This is a genomic window from Mesorhizobium sp. XAP4, assembly GCF_029269325.1.
Lineage (GTDB): Bacteria > Pseudomonadota > Alphaproteobacteria > Rhizobiales > Rhizobiaceae > Mesorhizobium > Mesorhizobium ciceri.
The window spans coordinates 795,495-812,522 of record NZ_JARIXW010000002.1 but is presented as its reverse complement, the minus strand read 5'-3'; the positions used below and the strand labels follow the sequence as shown (position 1 = coordinate 812,522).

At 63.0% G+C, this 17,028-nt stretch carries 16 protein-coding genes and 1 pseudogene; 5 read left to right on the top strand and 12 right to left on the bottom strand.

What is annotated here, in order from left to right:
• Window positions 1–7: 7 nt before the first annotated feature.
• The 7 genes from P3C39_RS12905 to P3C39_RS12875 form a co-directional block, all read right to left on the bottom strand.
• The gene (locus P3C39_RS12905) at window positions 8–2,563 is read right to left on the bottom strand and encodes a PAS domain-containing sensor histidine kinase (RefSeq protein ID WP_275953217.1); all 2,556 of its coding nucleotides are present in this window, start codon (window positions 2,561–2,563) and stop codon (window positions 8–10) included.
• Window positions 2,564–2,762: 199 nt separating this feature from the next.
• On the bottom strand, window positions 2,763–4,163 hold the full coding sequence (gene ahcY / locus P3C39_RS12900; protein WP_013528332.1) for an adenosylhomocysteinase: 1,401 nt from the start codon (window positions 4,161–4,163) through the stop codon (window positions 2,763–2,765).
• Window positions 4,164–4,343: 180 nt separating this feature from the next.
• Window positions 4,344–4,640, bottom strand: coding sequence for an HPr family phosphocarrier protein (locus P3C39_RS12895; RefSeq protein WP_027039963.1), 297 nt, complete (start codon window positions 4,638–4,640; stop codon window positions 4,344–4,346).
• Window positions 4,637–5,038, bottom strand: coding sequence for a PTS sugar transporter subunit IIA (locus P3C39_RS12890; protein ID WP_010912939.1), 402 nt, complete (start codon window positions 5,036–5,038; stop codon window positions 4,637–4,639). Before P3C39_RS12890 ends, P3C39_RS12895 begins: the two co-directional genes overlap by 4 nt.
• Before the next feature lie 164 nt (window positions 5,039–5,202).
• Window positions 5,203–5,664 carry a hypothetical protein gene (locus P3C39_RS12885; protein ID WP_013528335.1) on the bottom strand — a complete coding sequence of 154 codons (462 nt, stop codon included), beginning with the start codon at window positions 5,662–5,664 and terminating at the stop codon, window positions 5,203–5,205.
• A 17-nt stretch (window positions 5,665–5,681) separates the two neighbouring features.
• The gene (locus tag P3C39_RS12880; RefSeq protein ID WP_024501992.1) at window positions 5,682–7,466 is read right to left on the bottom strand and encodes a sensor histidine kinase; all 1,785 of its coding nucleotides are present in this window, start codon (window positions 7,464–7,466) and stop codon (window positions 5,682–5,684) included.
• A gap of 20 nt (window positions 7,467–7,486) precedes the next feature.
• Window positions 7,487–8,188 (bottom strand): response regulator transcription factor, encoded by a 702-nt coding sequence (locus P3C39_RS12875; RefSeq protein ID WP_013528337.1) that lies wholly within the window; start codon window positions 8,186–8,188, stop codon window positions 7,487–7,489.
• A 343-nt stretch (window positions 8,189–8,531) separates the two neighbouring features.
• Here P3C39_RS12875 and P3C39_RS12870 point away from each other — a divergent pair, with 343 nt between their 5' ends.
• Together P3C39_RS12870 and arfB are read left to right on the top strand one after the other, a co-directional pair.
• On the top strand, window positions 8,532–10,142 hold the full coding sequence (locus tag P3C39_RS12870; protein ID WP_027161030.1) for a phosphoenolpyruvate carboxykinase: 1,611 nt from the start codon (window positions 8,532–8,534) through the stop codon (window positions 10,140–10,142).
• A gap of 83 nt (window positions 10,143–10,225) precedes the next feature.
• A complete protein-coding gene (gene arfB / locus P3C39_RS12865) occupies window positions 10,226–10,663 on the top strand; it encodes an alternative ribosome rescue aminoacyl-tRNA hydrolase ArfB (protein WP_027161031.1) in 438 nt (145 codons plus the stop codon).
• A gap of 251 nt (window positions 10,664–10,914) precedes the next feature.
• On the opposite strand, the gene P3C39_RS12860 is transcribed toward arfB, so the two are convergent.
• Genes P3C39_RS12860 through P3C39_RS12850 form a run of 3 tightly spaced genes read right to left on the bottom strand, consistent with a single transcriptional unit; the run spans window position 10,915 to window position 13,945 of the window.
• Window positions 10,915–12,165: an NAD(P)/FAD-dependent oxidoreductase gene (locus P3C39_RS12860; protein ID WP_275953218.1), complete on the bottom strand. Its 1,251-nt coding sequence runs from the start codon at window positions 12,163–12,165 to the stop codon at window positions 10,915–10,917.
• Window positions 12,162–12,881 carry a methyltransferase domain-containing protein gene (locus P3C39_RS12855; RefSeq protein ID WP_275953219.1) on the bottom strand — a complete coding sequence of 240 codons (720 nt, stop codon included), beginning with the start codon at window positions 12,879–12,881 and terminating at the stop codon, window positions 12,162–12,164. The genes P3C39_RS12860 and P3C39_RS12855 overlap by 4 nt, the downstream gene beginning before the upstream one ends.
• Complete coding sequence (locus P3C39_RS12850) at window positions 12,878–13,945, bottom strand: type III polyketide synthase (RefSeq protein WP_275953220.1); 1,068 nt, start codon at window positions 13,943–13,945, stop codon at window positions 12,878–12,880. The genes P3C39_RS12855 and P3C39_RS12850 overlap by 4 nt, the downstream gene beginning before the upstream one ends.
• A gap of 219 nt (window positions 13,946–14,164) precedes the next feature.
• Between P3C39_RS12850 and P3C39_RS12845 the strand changes: the two are divergent.
• The 3 genes and pseudogenes from P3C39_RS12845 to P3C39_RS12835 form a co-directional block, all read left to right on the top strand.
• Window positions 14,165–14,401 (top strand): annotated as a pseudogene (locus tag P3C39_RS12845) (aminoacyl-tRNA hydrolase); the annotation flags it as partial.
• Window positions 14,402–14,491: 90 nt separating this feature from the next.
• Entirely contained in the window at window positions 14,492–14,965 is a 474-nt protein-coding gene (gene lysM, locus P3C39_RS12840; RefSeq protein WP_013528340.1) for a peptidoglycan-binding protein LysM, read from the top strand.
• Between the two features lie 102 nt (window positions 14,966–15,067).
• Entirely contained in the window at window positions 15,068–15,697 is a 630-nt protein-coding gene (locus P3C39_RS12835; RefSeq protein WP_013528341.1) for an alpha-ketoglutarate-dependent dioxygenase AlkB, read from the top strand.
• Here the strand turns inward: P3C39_RS12835 and coaA are convergent.
• Complete coding sequence (gene coaA / locus P3C39_RS12830; protein WP_275953221.1) at window positions 15,684–16,643, bottom strand: type I pantothenate kinase; 960 nt, start codon at window positions 16,641–16,643, stop codon at window positions 15,684–15,686. The two genes, P3C39_RS12835 and coaA, sit on opposite strands and share 14 nt — an antisense overlap.
• A gap of 24 nt (window positions 16,644–16,667) precedes the next feature.
• Window positions 16,668–16,991 carry a phosphoribosyl-ATP diphosphatase gene (locus P3C39_RS12825; RefSeq protein WP_275953222.1) on the bottom strand — a complete coding sequence of 108 codons (324 nt, stop codon included), beginning with the start codon at window positions 16,989–16,991 and terminating at the stop codon, window positions 16,668–16,670.
• Window positions 16,992–17,028: the final 37 nt, after the last annotated feature.

Sequence of the window (17,028 nt, the reverse complement as noted above, 5' to 3'; positions counted from 1 at the left end):
GAACGCGCTACTCGGCCGCGGCACGGATGCCCGGCATGTCTGGAAAGGTGCAGATGACGGTCGTGCCCTTGTCCTTGCCGGTTTCGATGCGAACGCTGCCGCCATGCAGCTCGACGAAGCTCTTGACGATCGACAGGCCGAGGCCGGCGCCGCGCCGGCGGCCACCATTGGCGCGCGGCTCGAAACGGCGGAACACCGAATCGAGCACATCGGGCGGCATGCCGGGACCGTCGTCATGGACCGAGAATTCCACCCCATCCGCCAGATGGCGGCAAGTGAGCCGGATGGTGCTGGCTTCCGGGGCGTAATTGGCGGCATTGCTGAGCAGATTGTAGAGGATCTGGCGGACGCGGACCTCATCGCCGTGAAACGTCTTCGGCGCCGAGGCTGCTTCGACCTCGAGCCTGATCGAATGCTCTTCCAGGCGGTCGGCCACCAGTTCGGCCGCAGCGGCGATGGTGCGATCGACCTGCACCTCGGAAATATCGAGCTGCATGATGCCGGCGTCCACCGTCGCCAGGTCGAGTATGTCGTTGACGATGGTGAGCAGGACCGCGGAGGAGGAGCTGACATGCTCGACATATTCCCGCTGCTTCTGCGTCAGCGGACCGGTCGTGGGCTGTGACAGGAGTTCGGTGAAGCCGATGATGTTGGTCAGCGGCGAGCGCAGTTCATAGGAAACATGCTGGACGAATTCGTTCTTGAGCTGGTCGGATTTTTGCAGCGCCTCGTTCTTGTCCTTCAGCGCCCGCTCGACATGGACGCTGTCGGTGACGTCGACGAAGGTCATCATCACCTGCCCGTTGGGCAGCGGGATCATGGCGTAACTCAACACGTTGCCGTTGTTGAGCTCGGTCTGTCCGTGGCGGTCGCGGCGCTCGTCGTCGAAGCCGGTGACGGCGGCAACAAAGCCGGGCCAGGGGCTGTCCGCCGCCTGCCGGTCGCAAAGGTCGCGGATGGTGGAAACATGGACGCTGGGCTTGGCCGCTTCGCCGCTCAATCCCCAGAGCGTGGCAAAGGCAGGATTCGACAGCCGGAGCCTGCCGTCGGGTCCGAACACCGCTACGCCTTCGGCAAGATTGTCGAGCGTCTCGCCCTGGACCCGCACCGCTGTCTGGTAGCGGCTCTCGAGGTCCATCTTCTCGGTCAGGTTCTCGAACACCCAGGTCACGCCGCCCTTGGGCTGGGGGTTGGCGACGACGCGGATGGTCTTGCCATCCGGCAGATGCCACCAATGTTCCTGGGATTCCACAGCGCGATAGGCGCCGAGCAGGCCTTCCTTCCAGCGGCGCCATTCAGGCTGTTCGGCGATCTTGCCTTCGCTGCGCAGCCGGTCGAGCAGCAAGGCATTGTCTGGAGCGCTGTGCAGGAAGCCTGCGTCCAGGCCCCAAAGCTTCTGGAAGGCCTGGTTGAAGAACCGCAGCTTCTCGTCGGTGTCGAAAATGGCGACCGCCGTGTTGAGCTGGTCGAGCGTGTCGGCGTGGCTTCGCACCGTCCGTTCGTATTCGCCGCGAACGGCTTCGATGGCACTGGTGTCGCAGGCAAGGCCGGCCGAGCCATCGCTGCCGGCGAAATCGGTGACCGCGAACACACGGCGATCGCCTTCGATCACGGTGGACAGCGACTGCTCGAAAACCGGATGCGTCCTGTGCTGGGCGGCAATCGCATCGCGCGCCTGGCCGCCGAGGAACTCTTTCTTCTCCCGAACCGCGGCTTCGGCATTTTCGGCTTCGACGGCATCGGCATAGGCGCGGTTGACCCACTTCAGCCCGCCATCCTCGCCGCGGAGCCACGCCGGCATGTTCAGCGCGTCGAGCAGGCCGATCATCGTGTCGTGGTCGGCGGCCAGCCGCTGGTTCTCGATCTTCAGTCTGGCCTGGCTGCGCTGCGTCTCCGAGAGCGAGAGGAAACGCACGAGCACATGCGCGGCACTCTTGCGGCCATGCACTTCGAGCGGCGCACCGGCCTGCGATTCGATGACCAGGTCGAAGGGTTTGGCCTTTTCGCGCAATCCCGCGACGGCATGTTCGAGTGCCGCCGCCGAACGCGGCATCAGCCAGCGGCCGAAAGCAAGAAAAGCGGCCCTATCCTCGGGAGCGCCGCTTTCGACGGGCAATGTGCCGATGAGCTCGGGCTTCTTGTTTTCCGCAGCCCAGACGACGACGCGCTGGTCGCGCAGATTGAGCAGCGCCTCGGAACGGCGGAGCGCCGCGTTGATGTCGGCGAGGCGGCTCCTGAGTTCGACATTCTCCGCCGAGGTGCGGGCTCTTTCGCGGATGAGAACGATGGCCGATATCAGTGCGGCACCCGTCACGCCGACGAACACTGCAAGCTGCATGACATCAATGGCGCTCACCGACAGTCCGGCGACGCTGGCAACAGCGGTCTCGGCATGCGCGGCGGCGCCGGCCAAGGGCCCCGCGAGCGCGGAGGTGGCAAGGAATGTCGACGCGCGGGCGCGCCAGGACAGGCTCCCCCCTTCCAGGGCGGAGCCAGCAATCCCCGAATCGTCATGGCCGCCGGAAACGGCCCGTCCCGCTCTGTGCGGGTGTTGCCCCGGCATGTCTTGGTCCTCTCCGCCGCCTGAATGCAAGACCGCCCTGATGCGTGCCTCTCTTGACCCTCTCGGGCTGGAAGCATCGCCGAATCACCTGACAATAACCCCTCGCCGAATCGGCGTGAAGGCTGATGGCGCGCAAAAATAAGGCCGGGCGAAAAGTCAATCGCCCGGCCTCAATATCTGGTAGTAATTTTAGCTTTGGTTAATAGCGGTAGTGTTCCGGCTTGAACGGACCCTGCGGCGTGACGCCGATATAGGCGGCCTGTTCACCCGACAGTTCGGTCAGGCGGGCGCCGAGCTTGTCGAGATGCAGGCGGGCGACCTTTTCGTCGAGATGCTTGGGCAGGACATAGACCTGGTTCTCGTACTGGCCGGGCTTGGTGTAGAGCTCGATCTGCGCCAGCACCTGGTTGGTGAAGGATGCCGACATGACGAAGCTCGGGTGGCCGGTGGCGTTGCCGAGATTGAGCAGCCGTCCTTCCGACAAAAGGATCATCCGCTTGCCGTCCGCGAAGGTGATCATATCGACCTGCGGCTTGACGTTGGTCCATTTCAAATTGCGCAGCGCGGCGACCTGGATCTCATTGTCGAAGTGGCCGATGTTGCCGACGATGACCATGTCCTTCATAGAGCGCATATGGTCGAGGGTGACGACATCCTTGTTGCCGGTGGTGGTGATGACGATATCGGCGGTGGGGGCTGCATCTTCCAGCGTGACGACTTCAAAACCGTCCATCGCAGCCTGCAGGGCGCAGATCGGATCGACCTCGGTGACCTTGACGCGGGCACCGGCGCCCTTGAGCGAGGCCGACGAGCCCTTGCCGACGTCGCCATAACCGCACACGACAGCGACCTTGCCGGCCATCATCGTGTCGGTGCCGCGGCGGATGCCGTCGACCAGCGATTCCTTGCAGCCATACTTGTTGTCGAACTTCGACTTGGTGACCGAGTCGTTGACGTTGATGGCAGGGAAGGGCAGCAGGCCCTTCTTCTGCAGCTGGTAGAGCCGGTTGACGCCGGTGGTCGTCTCTTCGGTGACGCCGCGGATCGCCGCCTTCTGCTTGGTGAAGAAGCCGGGCGAAGCCTTCAGGCGCTTCTTGACCTGGGCGTAGAAATATTCCTCTTCCTCGCTCTGCGGGTTGGACAGCACGTCCTCGCCGGCCTCGGCGCGGGCGCCGATCAGGATGTACATGGTGGCGTCGCCGCCATCATCGAGGATCATGTTGGAGAGGCCGCCATCGGCCCACTGGAAAATCTTGTCGGTGTAGTCCCAATACTCCTCGAGCGACTCGCCCTTGACGGCGAACACCGGGATGCCGGCTTCGGCGATGGCCGCAGCCGCGTGATCCTGGGTCGAAAAGATGTTGCAGGAGGCCCAGCGGATGTCGGCGCCCAGTGCCTTCAGCGTTTCGATCAGCACCGCCGTCTGGATGGTCATGTGCAGCGAGCCGGTGATGCGCGCGCCCTTGAGCGGCTGCTTGGGACCGAATTCCTCACGGCAGGCCATCAGGCCCGGCATTTCGGTTTCGGCGATCTCGAGTTCCTTGCGGCCCCAGCCGGCAAGCGAGATGTCGGCGACCACATAGTCCTTGCTACCCGTCATGGCAGTACTCCGATGCGAATGTTGTGCTTGCGAATTTGTTGCGGACACGTCCGCGCCGGTCGGCGCGTCCAAGGGCGCGAATTGCCGGCCTGACTAGCAGATCGGAGCAAGGACGACAATGGGATATAAAGAAATCTTTATCCCTGCATGTCTCGCGGACGCATATCGCGCTCTACCAGATCAGCATTCCTCGCCGAAGCGGGACGCCACCAACTGCTCCAGCGCGTCGATGACCTGCCGGGCCTCCGGGCCGCTGGCGGTGACGCGGATCGAATAGCCGGGGCTTGCCGCCAGCATCATCAGGCCCATGATCGAGGTGCCGCCAACCTTGACGCCATCCTTCTCGACATGCACCGAGGCATCGAAGCCGCTGGCCAGCTGGACGAACTTCGCCGAAGCGCGCGCATGAAGGCCGCGCTGGTTGATGATGGGAAAATCCCGGACTATCTGATCTTTTTCCGGGGACAGCGCGGTCATTTGCTGCTCAGGAGCTGGCTGGCAACATTGATGTATTTGCGACCGGCGGCCTGGGCCTCATCAAGGGCGGCCGCCATGTTGTCGCCCTTGCGGATCGAGGAAAGCTTGATCAGCATCGGCAGATTCATGCCGGCGATCACCTCGGTGCGGCCGGACTCCATCACCGAGATGGCAAGATTGGAGGGCGTGCCGCCGAACATGTCGGTCAGCACGATGACGCCCGCCCCGGTGTCGACACGGGCAACCGCGTCGACGATGTCGCGGCGACGCTGCTCCATATCGTCGTCGGCACCGATCGCCACGGTTTCGAAATTGTCTTGTGGCCCGACGACATGTTCGACGGCATGTCGGAACTCGGTGGCCAGTTGACCGTGCGTTACAAGCACGAGTCCGATCATTCTTTGGTGGCTCCCGTCATCGCCGCTTCACAGGCGCATTTTATGCTCGCCAGCCAATCCAGGCGGCGGGAGCGCTATCTTGTCGACGCGCGGCCCGTTGACAAGCCCAAAATTGCGCAGGCGCATGCCATTTTGACGCATTGCAGCAAAAAACCCGGAGCGGATCATAGAAAAGGCGCGATCGACAGCCGCGCCATCACGACCGGTAAGGCCGCCGGGATATTGCGTTCGACCACATCGACCTGTGGCACCAGACAACCCACGATGCTGCTTGCGGCATCCTCCTGGAAGCGCGGCGCTTCATCGGCCGGCACCAGGTGGACATGCAAGTCGACGAGGCCTGCCGGCTCGAATGGCAGAGGCCGGGGGCCGAGCCCAGGCACCTCGACGAGGCCTTCTATGGCGGCGGGAGCGCGGCACAGCAGCCGCCCGGCATGCGCCTCGACAAAGAGCTGATCGTCACCGACGAGCCGCGCGAACGATCCGCGCTGGCGACAATGATCGATGAGCGCCAGCGCCAGCGCCGTCTTGCCCGAGCCGGAGGCTCCGGTGATGAGAATGCCGCGCTCGCCGATCAAAACCATTGTCGCGTGAATGTTTTCAGGCTGCACGGCTGGACCAGGCATGGTTGGAATTCATGCTCTCAGCCTTCGGCCGGCAACGTCACCACAAAACGCGCGCCTTTGATCTCGCCGGGTTTGGTGCCGGGGATGTTTTCGGCGGTTAGCGTGCCGCCATGGGCCTCGACGATTTGCCTGGATATCGACAGGCCAAGGCCCGAATTCTGGCCGAATGCCTCGCCGGCCGGCCGATCCGTGTAGAAGCGCTCGAAGATGCGGTCGATGTTGTCGGCGCGGATGCCGGGGCCATTGTCGTCGATGGTGACGATGTTGAACTTGCCGGCACGCGCCAGCGACAGGCTGATGTGGCCATGATCCTCGGGAACGAAGGAACGGGCGTTCTCGATCAAATTGGTGATGACCTGGCCGATGCGCAGATCATGGCCGACGACGACATAGCCTTTGACGCCCTGCGGCAGTTTGGCGGCCTTGAACTCGATCTCGACCGCCTTCTTGTTGCGCGTCGCTTCGCGCGAAACGGCGACCAGATCGGTGATGAATTTCTTCAAATCGACCGTTCCCGCATCTTCACGCGCGAGTTCCGCGTCCAGGCGCGATGCGTCGGAAATATCGGTGATGAGCCGGTCGAGCCGCCTGACATCGTGCTGGATGATATCCATCAGCCGGCCGCGCGAATCGTCGTTCTTGGCCAGCGGCAGGGTCTCCACCGCGCTGCGCAGCGACGTCAGCGGGTTCTTCAGCTCGTGCGAGACATCGGCCGCGAAGCTTTCGATCGCCTCGATCCGGGCGTAGAGCGCGTTGGTCATGTCGCGGATGGCGATCGACAGATTGCCGATCTCGTCCTGGCGGTCGGAAAAGTCGGGGATCTCTTCACGGCTCTTGACGCCGCGCCGCACTCGCACCGCCGCCGCCGACAGCCGGCGCAGCGGATTGGCGATGGTCGAGGCGAGCAGCATCGACAGGATGGCGGTGACAAGGGCCGCGATGCCGAAGACGCGCAGGATCGCCTTGCGCTCGGCGGCGACGATCTTGTCGATGTCGCCGCCTTCGGTCGACAGCATCAGCACGCCCAGGACGGCACGAAAGCGCTGGATCGGCACCGCCACCGAAACGATCTGCTCGCCCTGCTCGCTGACGCGCACGATGGTCGAAGGGCTGCCGGTGAGCGCCTTGACCACTTCCGGGAAAGCGGCGCCATTGCCGCCCGGCTGCTCGTGATAGACCGGCAGCTCGGTGTTGCGGAAGAAGTCGAAGACGAATTTCTGGATGCGCTCGACCAGATCGGGCTCTTCTTCCTCGACCGGCGGCAGGTCGTAGCGCAGGATCTGGCCACGCGAATAGAGGTGGCGCGAATCGAGCAGCAGATTGGCGTCGCGGTCATAGATGCGGGCGCGGGTCCTGGTCGGCGAGATCAGCCTTCGCAGCACCGGGGCGACACGCTCCGGGTTGATGGGGAAATCGAGATTGTCGAGCTGGTCGGAGCCCGGCCCCAGGCTTTCGCCGGCCTGCAGTTCAAGCAGCTTTTCCGGGTCGATGCTGATCGAATCCGTCTCGACCGTCGCCGAAGCGGCAATGGCGCCGGCGATGATCTCGCCCTGGGTCATCAGGCTTTCGACGCGGGCGTCGATCAGCCCGTCGCGGAAGGTGTTGAGATAGAGGATGCCGGTCACCAGCACGGCGAGGCCGGCAAGGTTGAGGAACAGGATACGCCGCGTCAGGCTGGAAAAGATGTGATGGCCAAGGAAGCGGCGCATCGGCACCGTGATCTTCGAGACGAAGGACGGCATGATCCGCGACGGCCGCCTGGAGGCGCCCGCCGGTCTTGTTCGCTGTGCTTCCACTGCCATCGAATAGCAGGCCCTGCTACTTATGCTTCGCGGAACCGGTATCCGACTCCGTAAAGGGTTTCGATCATCTCGAAGTCGTCGTCGACGGCCTTGAACTTCTTGCGCAGCCGCTTGATGTGGCTGTCGATGGTGCGGTCGTCGACATAGACCTGTTCATCATAAGCCGAATCCATCAGCGCATCACGGCTTTTTACGACACCGGGACGCTGCGCCAGCGAATGCAGGATCAGGAACTCGGTGACGGTGAGCGTCACCGGCTCGCCCTTCCAGGTGCAGGTGTGGCGCTCCTGGTCCATGACGAGCTGGCCGCGCTCGAGAGAGCGGGCCTGCTGGCTGGGTGTCTTGGCGGCGGCCTCGCGGGCACTGGCGCGGCGCAGCACGGCGCGCACGCGCTCGACCAGCAGGCGCTGTGAGAAGGGTTTGCGGATGAAATCGTCGGCACCCATCTTGAGGCCGAACAATTCGTCGATCTCGTCGTCCTTGGAGGTCAGGAAGATCACCGGCAGGTCGGACTTCTGGCGCATCCGGCGCAGCAGTTCCATGCCGTCCATGCGCGGCATCTTGATGTCGAGGATGGCAAGGTTCGGCGGGCGTGCCGCCAGGCCTTCCAGCGCCGACGCACCATCCGTGTATGTCTCGACGCGATACCCCTCGGATTCCAGGGCGATCGACACCGATGTCAGAATGTTGCGGTCGTCATCGACAAGCGCGATTGTTGCCATTTCAAGCGGCTCCCTCATGAGCTGTCCCTTCTGTCGTAGAGAAGGGGCTTTTGCAGGACAAATTAGGTACAAAATGTGGCATAGGCCTTGTCCGCTGTCACGCGCGGCATGCCGGCGGCCACAATCCTACCTCGACATGGATTGGACGAACGTACATCGCCAATCCTTTGGGCAACCGCGAAACTTTTTGCACATATAAACGATTTAAACAACTTTCAAAATATTTAAATCGATTAATGATTTGATATCATTTGGCTTTTCTGGTTCTGACCATCTCAGCCCGCGTAGTGGGCGTGCCGGGAAGGTGCCGGCAAAGATGCGGCAAATCCAAGAGGGACACTCGATGTCGGAAGTCGGCAAACGCAATTCCGCCTGCGCGATCGATCATATCGGCCTGAAAACCACCGGCGTGGTGCGCTATAATTTCGGTGCGGCTGCCCTTTATGAGGACTCGATCCGGCGCGGCGAAGCCCGCTTGACGGCACATGGCGCGCTGGTCGCCGAAACAGGCCAGCACACCGGCCGCTCGCCCAAGGACAAGTTTGTCGTCCGCAACAGTGACACCGAACCGCACGTCTGGTGGGACAACAACAAGGCAATTTCACAAGCCCAGTTCGACACGCTGCTCGCCGATTTCCAGGCGCATGCCGCGGACAAGGATCTATACGTCCAGGACCTGATCGGCGGCGCCGATGCGGAGCTGAAGCTGCCGACCAGGGTGGTCACCGAATTTGCCTGGCACTCGCTGTTCATCCGCAATCTGCTCATTCGTCCCGATGCCGCCGAGCTCGAGCATTTCGTGCCTGATATGACGATCATCGACCTGCCGTCCTTCCGCGCCGATCCCGCCCGCCACGGCAGCCGCACCGAAACGGTGATCGCCGTGGATCTCACGCGCAAGGTCGTGCTGATCGGCGGCACCTCCTATGCCGGCGAGATGAAGAAGTCGGTGTTCACCATGCTCAACTATCTGCTGCCGGCGAAAGGCGTGATGCCGATGCATTGCTCGGCCAACGAGGGTACGTCCGGCGACGCCGCCATCTTCTTCGGCCTGTCGGGCACCGGCAAAACGACACTCTCGGCCGATCCCTCGCGCACGCTGATCGGCGACGACGAGCATGGCTGGGGACCCCACGGCATCTTCAATTTCGAAGGCGGCTGCTACGCCAAGACGATCAAGCTGTCGGCGGAAGCCGAGCCGGAAATCTTCGCCACCACGCAGCGCTTCGGCACGGTGCTGGAAAATGTCGTGCTCGACGCTGATGGCGTGCCGGATTTCAACGACGGAAGGCTGACCGAAAACACACGCTGCGCCTACCCGCTGGATTTCATCCCCAACGCCAGCAAGACCGGCCGCGCCAACCATCCGAAGAACATCATCATGCTGACCGCCGATGCGTTCGGCGTGATGCCGCCGATCGCGCGGCTGACCCCGGCGCAGGCGATGTATCATTTCCTCTCCGGCTACACCGCCAAGGTGGCCGGAACCGAAAAGGGCGTGACCGAGCCCGAAGCGACGTTTTCGACCTGTTTCGGCGCCCCGTTCATGCCGCGCCATCCATCGGAATACGGCAATCTGCTGCGCGAGCTGATTGCCCACCACGGCGCCGATTGCTGGCTGGTCAACACCGGCTGGACCGGCGGCGCCTACGGCACCGGCAAGCGCATGCCGATCAAGGCGACGCGGGCCTTGCTTGCCGCCGCACTCGACGGCTCGCTCAAGACGGCCGAGTTCCGCACCGACCCTCATTTCGGTTTCGAGGTGCCGGTGGCGGTTCGAGGCGTCGACAGCGCCATTCTCGACCCGCGCTCCACCTGGGCCGACAAGGCCGGCTATGACCGGCAGGCGGCAAGGCTGGTCGGCATGTTCGCCGTCAATTTCGAGAAATTCGAAAGCCATGTCGATGCCGTGGTGCTGGGTGCGGCGCCGCGCATGCAGGAAGCGGCGGAGTAATCGCGCTACGGGGTTCAGCTTCGTTGAAAGGCCCGGTTCGATCGGGCCTTTTCTTTTTCGATCCGCCGCGCCATGACTGCGGCATGGCGAGCGACGACAATATCTTCATATCAGGCGATGCGGTGATCCATCCGGGCGACCTGCACGAGGATTTCATCCGCTCGTCCGGTCCCGGCGGCCAGAACGTCAACAAGGTGGCGACGGCGGTGCAACTGCGCTTCGACGCCGCCAACGCAGCGGGTCTGTCGGAGCGCGTGCGCGAGCGGACGATCAAGCTTGCCGGCCAGCGTGCCACCAAGGACGGCGTCATCGTCATCGAAGCGGGCCGCTTCCGCACCCAGGAACAGAACCGGGCGGACGCCCGGGCACGGCTGACGGCATTGGTCGCCAAGGCCGCCGAGCCGCCACCGCCGCCGCGCAAGAAGACGCGGCCGTCGAAAGGTGCCGTGGAACGGCGGCTGAAGAGCAAGGCCGGGCGCGGCACGATCAAGAAACTGCGCGGCCGGGTGGAGAACGATTAAGCACCACACCAATCACGCGCACAAAACGACTTCCCAAGCACGCTCACTCAAAGGAAATATTGCGCCCTGGCGGAAATTCTCCCGGATCGGGCAGAGCGTCCGTAGACGCGGCGCGTCCACGTCTGATTGCATTGCATTCATGAAAGTTGGCTTGCAAATAGCAAGACCGTATGCAGAACGCCGGACGCCGGCGGGAATATTCCATAGCTTGGCTCTCGGCCCTGCGAGCAGCGGGAGTGCCGCAGCATCGGTCAAACAAGACCGGGGATCGGCCTCGTCTTGCCGCTCATATGGGCGCCCAGTGTCAATGCTCGCGGGAAATTCCGAACAGCCGCCGCCATCAAGGCGGGACCGGCGGGGCTGAGGGCTATTCGGGCGAGGACTGCAGCTGCGTGAACCCGCGTCGAAAACAATTCTCTCCAGGCCGCTTGATAGCGTCTGCCGGCCAGTTCGCGCCCGGCTCGGCCGCGTGGCGCGCGCGCGAGTTCCTCGGCCAGCAGCCAACCGGACTGAAGCGCCATTGAAATGCCTTCGGCGATGATCGGATGCGACTCGCCTGCGGCGTTGCCGACGCGGAAGATATCCCGCTCGTAACAGGAGCGGATGCCAGGCTGGATTGGACCTGCGGCAAGCCACGGACCATCGAGGTGGACTCCATCCAGAGCATCGCTCACGCCTCGGCAAGAAGCCATGAGATGGCGAAACACCGCTTCAGCAGCCGACACTTGGCCATCCTGTTTGGGGCCATCCCATCCGGAGCTACGGTTCCTGCGCAGTCGGGCGAGCATGTCGCGCCTTATGCAGCACGAGATCGACAGCCGGCCATGATCGGCCAGGACCATGCCGCCGTAGCCGCCGGGAAACGCCAGCAACGGCATCAGATCAGGCGCGAGTGACGACCCGGTGAAATGCGCCTTGAAGCCAAGCAAGTCCGACGGGTGGCTGGTCTTTTGGAGTTGGCTTGGCAGCGGTCCCGGTTCCCAGGAACCGTGCGCTCCAACAATTACCGGCGCCCGCAAGGTCGTCGTCTCGTCGCCCGAATTCTCGTCCCTCGCCTGAATGCGCACCCTTTGCATGTCCTCGTCCCGCTCGATGGCGACCGCCCGGCAAGGCTGGAATATCTCGGCGCCCGCCGATCGCGCCGCCTGCAAGAGCAGAGCGTCGAGAACGTCCCGGCCCAGCGCCCGGCCGAAGCCGTCGTTTGCAGCGAGCCCATATTTTGCACCCGGCATAGGCGCCTCGACGCAGGTCTCGCTGGAAAAGAAACCGACGCGGCGGACTTCGGGGCCGGCGTTGGCGCGCCAAGCATCGCCGATGTCCAGACGGTCGAGCAGAGCGATGTTACTCGCCGAGATGTACTCGCCGCAGACTTTGCGGCGGGGGAATGCACTCTTTTCCACAATGGCCACGGCCCATCCGCGCAGGGCCAGCGCCAGCGCGACGGAGGAACCTGCGGGGCCTGCGCCTATGATGATGGCATCGTAGGTCGACAATCGCGTCATGGGTCACTACCGGCATTGGTACTGGCGCCGACGAATACGTGCGAAAAGGGACCAACGCGCCGCTCTCTCAATGACTTGCCATTCGCTGCAAGCCAGAGAGCAGATAGCTCCCTGCCGCGAAAGCCGGCGCGCACGCTCTGGGCCGCGTCATGTCGGGTGACGTCGTTGGCGCCGATCGCCAGGAGAAGCCGGGCTGCGGCGAGCGCCGACATTGCCCTCTGCGGTTCGATCGCCAGGAGCAGCGGGGCCTTCGGCGCCAGCAGCAAAAACAGACGCACCAGCTCTGCGTCGTCGAAATGATGCAGGAAAAGATTCACAGTGATAGCGTCGAAGCCCCTGCCGTCAGTTCTTTCCATCCAGTCGAAGACGTCGGCGGTGATACCTTCGACAGCCCATCCCAGCCTGTCGAACTCGGCCGAAAGTTCAGTGGTGACGAGGCCGACGCGATCGAGGAGCGTCAGTTCGACCTCAGGCCAATGCCTGGCGATGCGCCGCGCCACTGCGAGCATGGAGGTACCGTCGCCAGCGCCGATCTCCAGAATGCGACGTGGTGGCGTTGGCACGAATTTCCGCAACAATGACGCCATGATCGGCGCCTGAAACATCAACGCATTAATACGTCGAAGGTCACGGCGCGACGCGCGCGCCCGCGGATCGTCGGCTGCAAGCCCGTCAAGGATTTCCGGGACAAGGCTGCGGTGGCTGAGCGAATTCATGACACGGTTCGAAAAAGCATGGTTTCGGCCGTCAATCCGGGTCCGAACGACATGCCGCAGCCAAGCAGTCCGGACGGCGCCCTCAGCATCTCTTCCATCACAAACATGACCGTCGCCGACGACATGTTGCCGTATCGGCGCAGCACATCGCGCGATGGAGTGAGCGCGGTGGGCGCGAGGTTCAGCGCCCTTTCGACGGCGTCAAGAATCGAACGTCCGCCGGGGTGTATGGCCCAGAGATCGATCGCTTCGGTTGGCCGGTTGCCGAGGATGGCGCCCTGGTTGGTCCGCACAATTTCATGAACCGTCGCCGGCACCTGACCGGAAAGAACCATATCGAAGCCGTGGTCGCGAATGCCCCACCTCATCAGGTCCCGCCGCTCGTAGGCGACGGTGCAATGAAAGCTGTCGAGTTCGATGCCGGGCGGCTCGGCGGTGACAAGTGCTGCCGCGCAGCCGTCGCCCCAGAGGCAGAAGGACAGCAGTTTTTCCAGCTCGGCGGTTTCCCTGAGATGCAACGTGCAGAGTTCGATATTGACCAGCAGGACCCTCGATTGCGGGTCGGAGCGAACGATGTGACGGGCCAGCTTGAGGGCGTTGACCGCGGCATAGCAACCCATGAACCCGATCATCGTGCGCTCGACCCTGTCCGACAGACCGCAGCGCTGAATCAGGTCCAAGTCGATACCTGGCGCGGAAAACCCTGTGCAGGTGGTGACGATGAGATGGGTGATGCGTGATGCTTCGTCGCCAAGCTGCAATCCGTCGACGCCTTTTTGTGCCAGCACAGGCGCGGCTTCGCAAAACATCGCCATTCTCGCGGCCGTTCCGGGGAATGCACCACGGACAAAGGTTCCGGCACGATCTACATAGGCCCCCTCGGGGTCGAGGGCGGGCGCAAAGCAGGAATAACGGCTTTCGATGCCGGCAAGGCCGGCCATGCGTTCAAAAATCCTCCGGTGATCGGCAGCAAGCATGGAAGCCGCGAATTGCAGATAGAATTGATGAACCTCATGTTCCGGAACCACTGTCGCGATCCGGTTGATATAGGCGTTGGCAGACATTTCCGGTCTCCCTGGGCGTCGTGCGGCGTCGCGCTGCCGCCAAAGGGTCTTTGCTCAATAGGCACCAATGTTGGTCGCCGGGCTTTGAGCGTTGCCTGTTCCATAAACGTTTCAGAAAACGAGTTTCGTCCCGGACGGGGCGGCCGCCTGCCGGCCCGGCTGACATTGCAGCAGCATTTTCTGCTCAGGGCTGATGTCAATGGGTGGCGCAGCTCATCCCAGCGTACCACCAAGGACGGTATCATCGTCATCGAAGCGGGCCGCTTCCGCACCCAGGAACAGAACCGGGCGGATGCGCGGGCACGGCTGACGGCATTGGTCGCCAAGGCCGCCGAGCCGCCACCGCCGCCGCGCAAGAAGACGGGGCCGTCGAAAGGTGCCGTGGAACGGCGGCTGAAGAGCAAGGCCGGGCGCGGCACGATCAAGAAGCTGCGCGGCCGGGTGGAGAACGATTGAGCACCGCGAAGCTGCAACGCGCGGGTGGCTTCCAATTCTGGGTTGCAGATGGCAAGCTGCGATCACCCACCACAGCAATGGAGACCAACGATGGGCATGTTCGATTTCGTCAAGAGTGTCGGCAAGAAACTGGGCATCGGCGGTGACGACGAAGCCGCACCCACGGCCGACACACTCAAGAAGGAGCTCGATTCGCACAAGCTCGGCACCGATGGCGTCGAGGTCGTCGTCAACGGCGATACGGCGGTGCTGAAGGGTGTGGTCAAGGACCAGTCGATTTTCGAGAAGGCGGTCATCGCCGTCGGCAACACGCTCGGCGTCTCCAAGGTGCAGGCGGACGAATTACAGGTCGCGCCAGCACCTGGCACGGCCGCCGCCCCGGCCAAGGAGCCCACCTTTTACACCGTGAAGAAGGGCGACAATCTCTGGAAGATCGCCGAGAAAAGCTACGGCAAGGGCCAAGGCGTCAAGAACACGGTCATATTCGAGGCCAACAAGCCGATGCTGACCCATCCCGACAAGATCTATCCGGGCCAGGTGCTGCGCATCCCCGACCTCGCCTGATCGGCGACTGCCAATTCGACAAGAGCGGCGGCTTTCGGGTCGCCGTTTTCATTTGATCGTGACATTTTACGGTTCCGAACCATCCAAAAGGTGATCGAATCCGTGCTCGTTCTGCCCAAAGGCGTCCGCCACATGCCGGCCTACCTGTCACGCACCGTGCAGGAAGAACTGGTCGACGAGGTGAGACGGATCGTGCAGCAGGCGCCGCTGTTCGTGCCGGCCATGCCGCGCACCGGCAAGGAGATGAGCGTGCGCATGACCAATTGCGGGCCGCTGGGCTGGGTCACCGACAAGGAGCACGGCTATCGTTACCAGCCGGCGCATCCGCTAACCGGGGCGCCTTGGCCGCCAATTCCGGATGCGCTGCTCGACCTGTGGCGCGAGGTCTCGGGCTATCCGCATCCGCCGGAAGCGTGCCTGATCAATTTCTACACGGCGGATGCGAAGATGGGCCTGCATCAGGACCGCGACGAGGCCGACTTTTCGGCGCCGGTCGTCTCCGTCTCGCTCGGCGACGACTGCCTGTTCCGGGTTGGCCAGACCACGCGTGATGGCGCCACCAAGTCGTTCAGGCTGCAAAGCGGTGATGTCGTGGTGCTCGGCGGCGAGGGGCGGCTGTGCTTTCACGGCGTCGATCGGATCTATCCCTCGACCTCGGCGCTGCTGAAAAACGGTGGGCGGATCAATCTGACATTGCGACGGGTGACGAAGCCGGCCGTCACAGCTTCCTAAGCGCCACTTCCTCGATCAGGTGGTCGGCGCCCTTGCGCAGGATCAAGTCGGCGCGGGCCCGCGTCGGCAGGATGTTCTCGCGCAGATTCTTCAAATTGATGTTGGTCCACAGGCCTTCGGCGATGGCGCGCGCCGAACCCTCCGACAGCTGCGAGTAGCGGTGAAAGAAGGAGTCCGGATTGCGGAATGCGGTCTCACGCAGCCGCATGAAGCGGGAAATGTACCAGTTGTGGATCAGCTTCTCGTCGGCATCGATGTAGATGGCGAAGTCGAAGAAGTCCGACAGGAAAGGCACGATCTTGCCGTCCTGCGGCAGCTTGCCGGGCTGCAGGACATTGATGCCTTCGAAGATCAATATGTCGGGCCGGTCGATGGTGACGAACTCGCCGGGAATGACGTCATAGGTGAGGTGCGAATAGACCGGCGCGCGGACATCGGGCAGCGCCGACTTGATGCCCGACAGGAAGCGCAGCAGCGCGCCGACATCGTAACTGTCTGGAAAACCCTTGCGCTCCATCAGGTTCTCGCGGCGCAGGACCTCGTTGGGCAGCAGGAAGCCGTCGGTGGTGATGAGATCGACCTTGGGGCTCGACGGCCAGCGCGCCAAAAGCTCCTTCAGCACGCGTGCGGTGGTCGATTTGCCGACCGCGACGGAACCGGCGATGCCGATGATGAAGGGCGTCTTGACCACGTCGACCGCGTTGAAGAAGGCCTGGCGTTGCCGAAACAGCAGCTGGCTCGCTTCGACATGAGCCGACAACAGCCGCGACAGCGACAGATAGATGCGCGTGACCTCTTCGAGATCGATCGGATCGTTGAGCGACCGCAGGCGGCGGAATTCGTCCGCGCTCAGCGTCAGCGGCGTGTCGGCGCGGAATTGCGACCATTGCTCGGCGGAGAAGAAGCGAAACGGGGAATACTTCTCGGTCGGCGCGAGCTGATCCATCGAGATACCTGCCCTTCCTCGCGGTCAGCCCTTGGGCCGTGACGCCTTCTCGGCGATGCCCGAACGCCGGGTGCGGCCTTCGAGCTCCTTGAGCACGTCGCTCAGCAAAACCCCCGAGAGGCCGAGAACGACGAGCCAATGATATATAAGATCGGCACTTTCCGAAACGAGGGCCTGTTTGTCGCCCTTGACGGCGGCAATCACCGTCTCGACCGCTTCCTCGCCGAGTTTCTGCGCCGCCTTGTCGATGCCGCGCGCGAACAGTTTTGCCGTCCACGAGTCCGGGTCGCCGGAATGGGCGCGTTCCCTGATGGTTTCTTCAAGATCTGACAGCGAAAACTCAGCCATGGCGCCATCTATCTGCTTGTTTAGGCATGATCTTTTC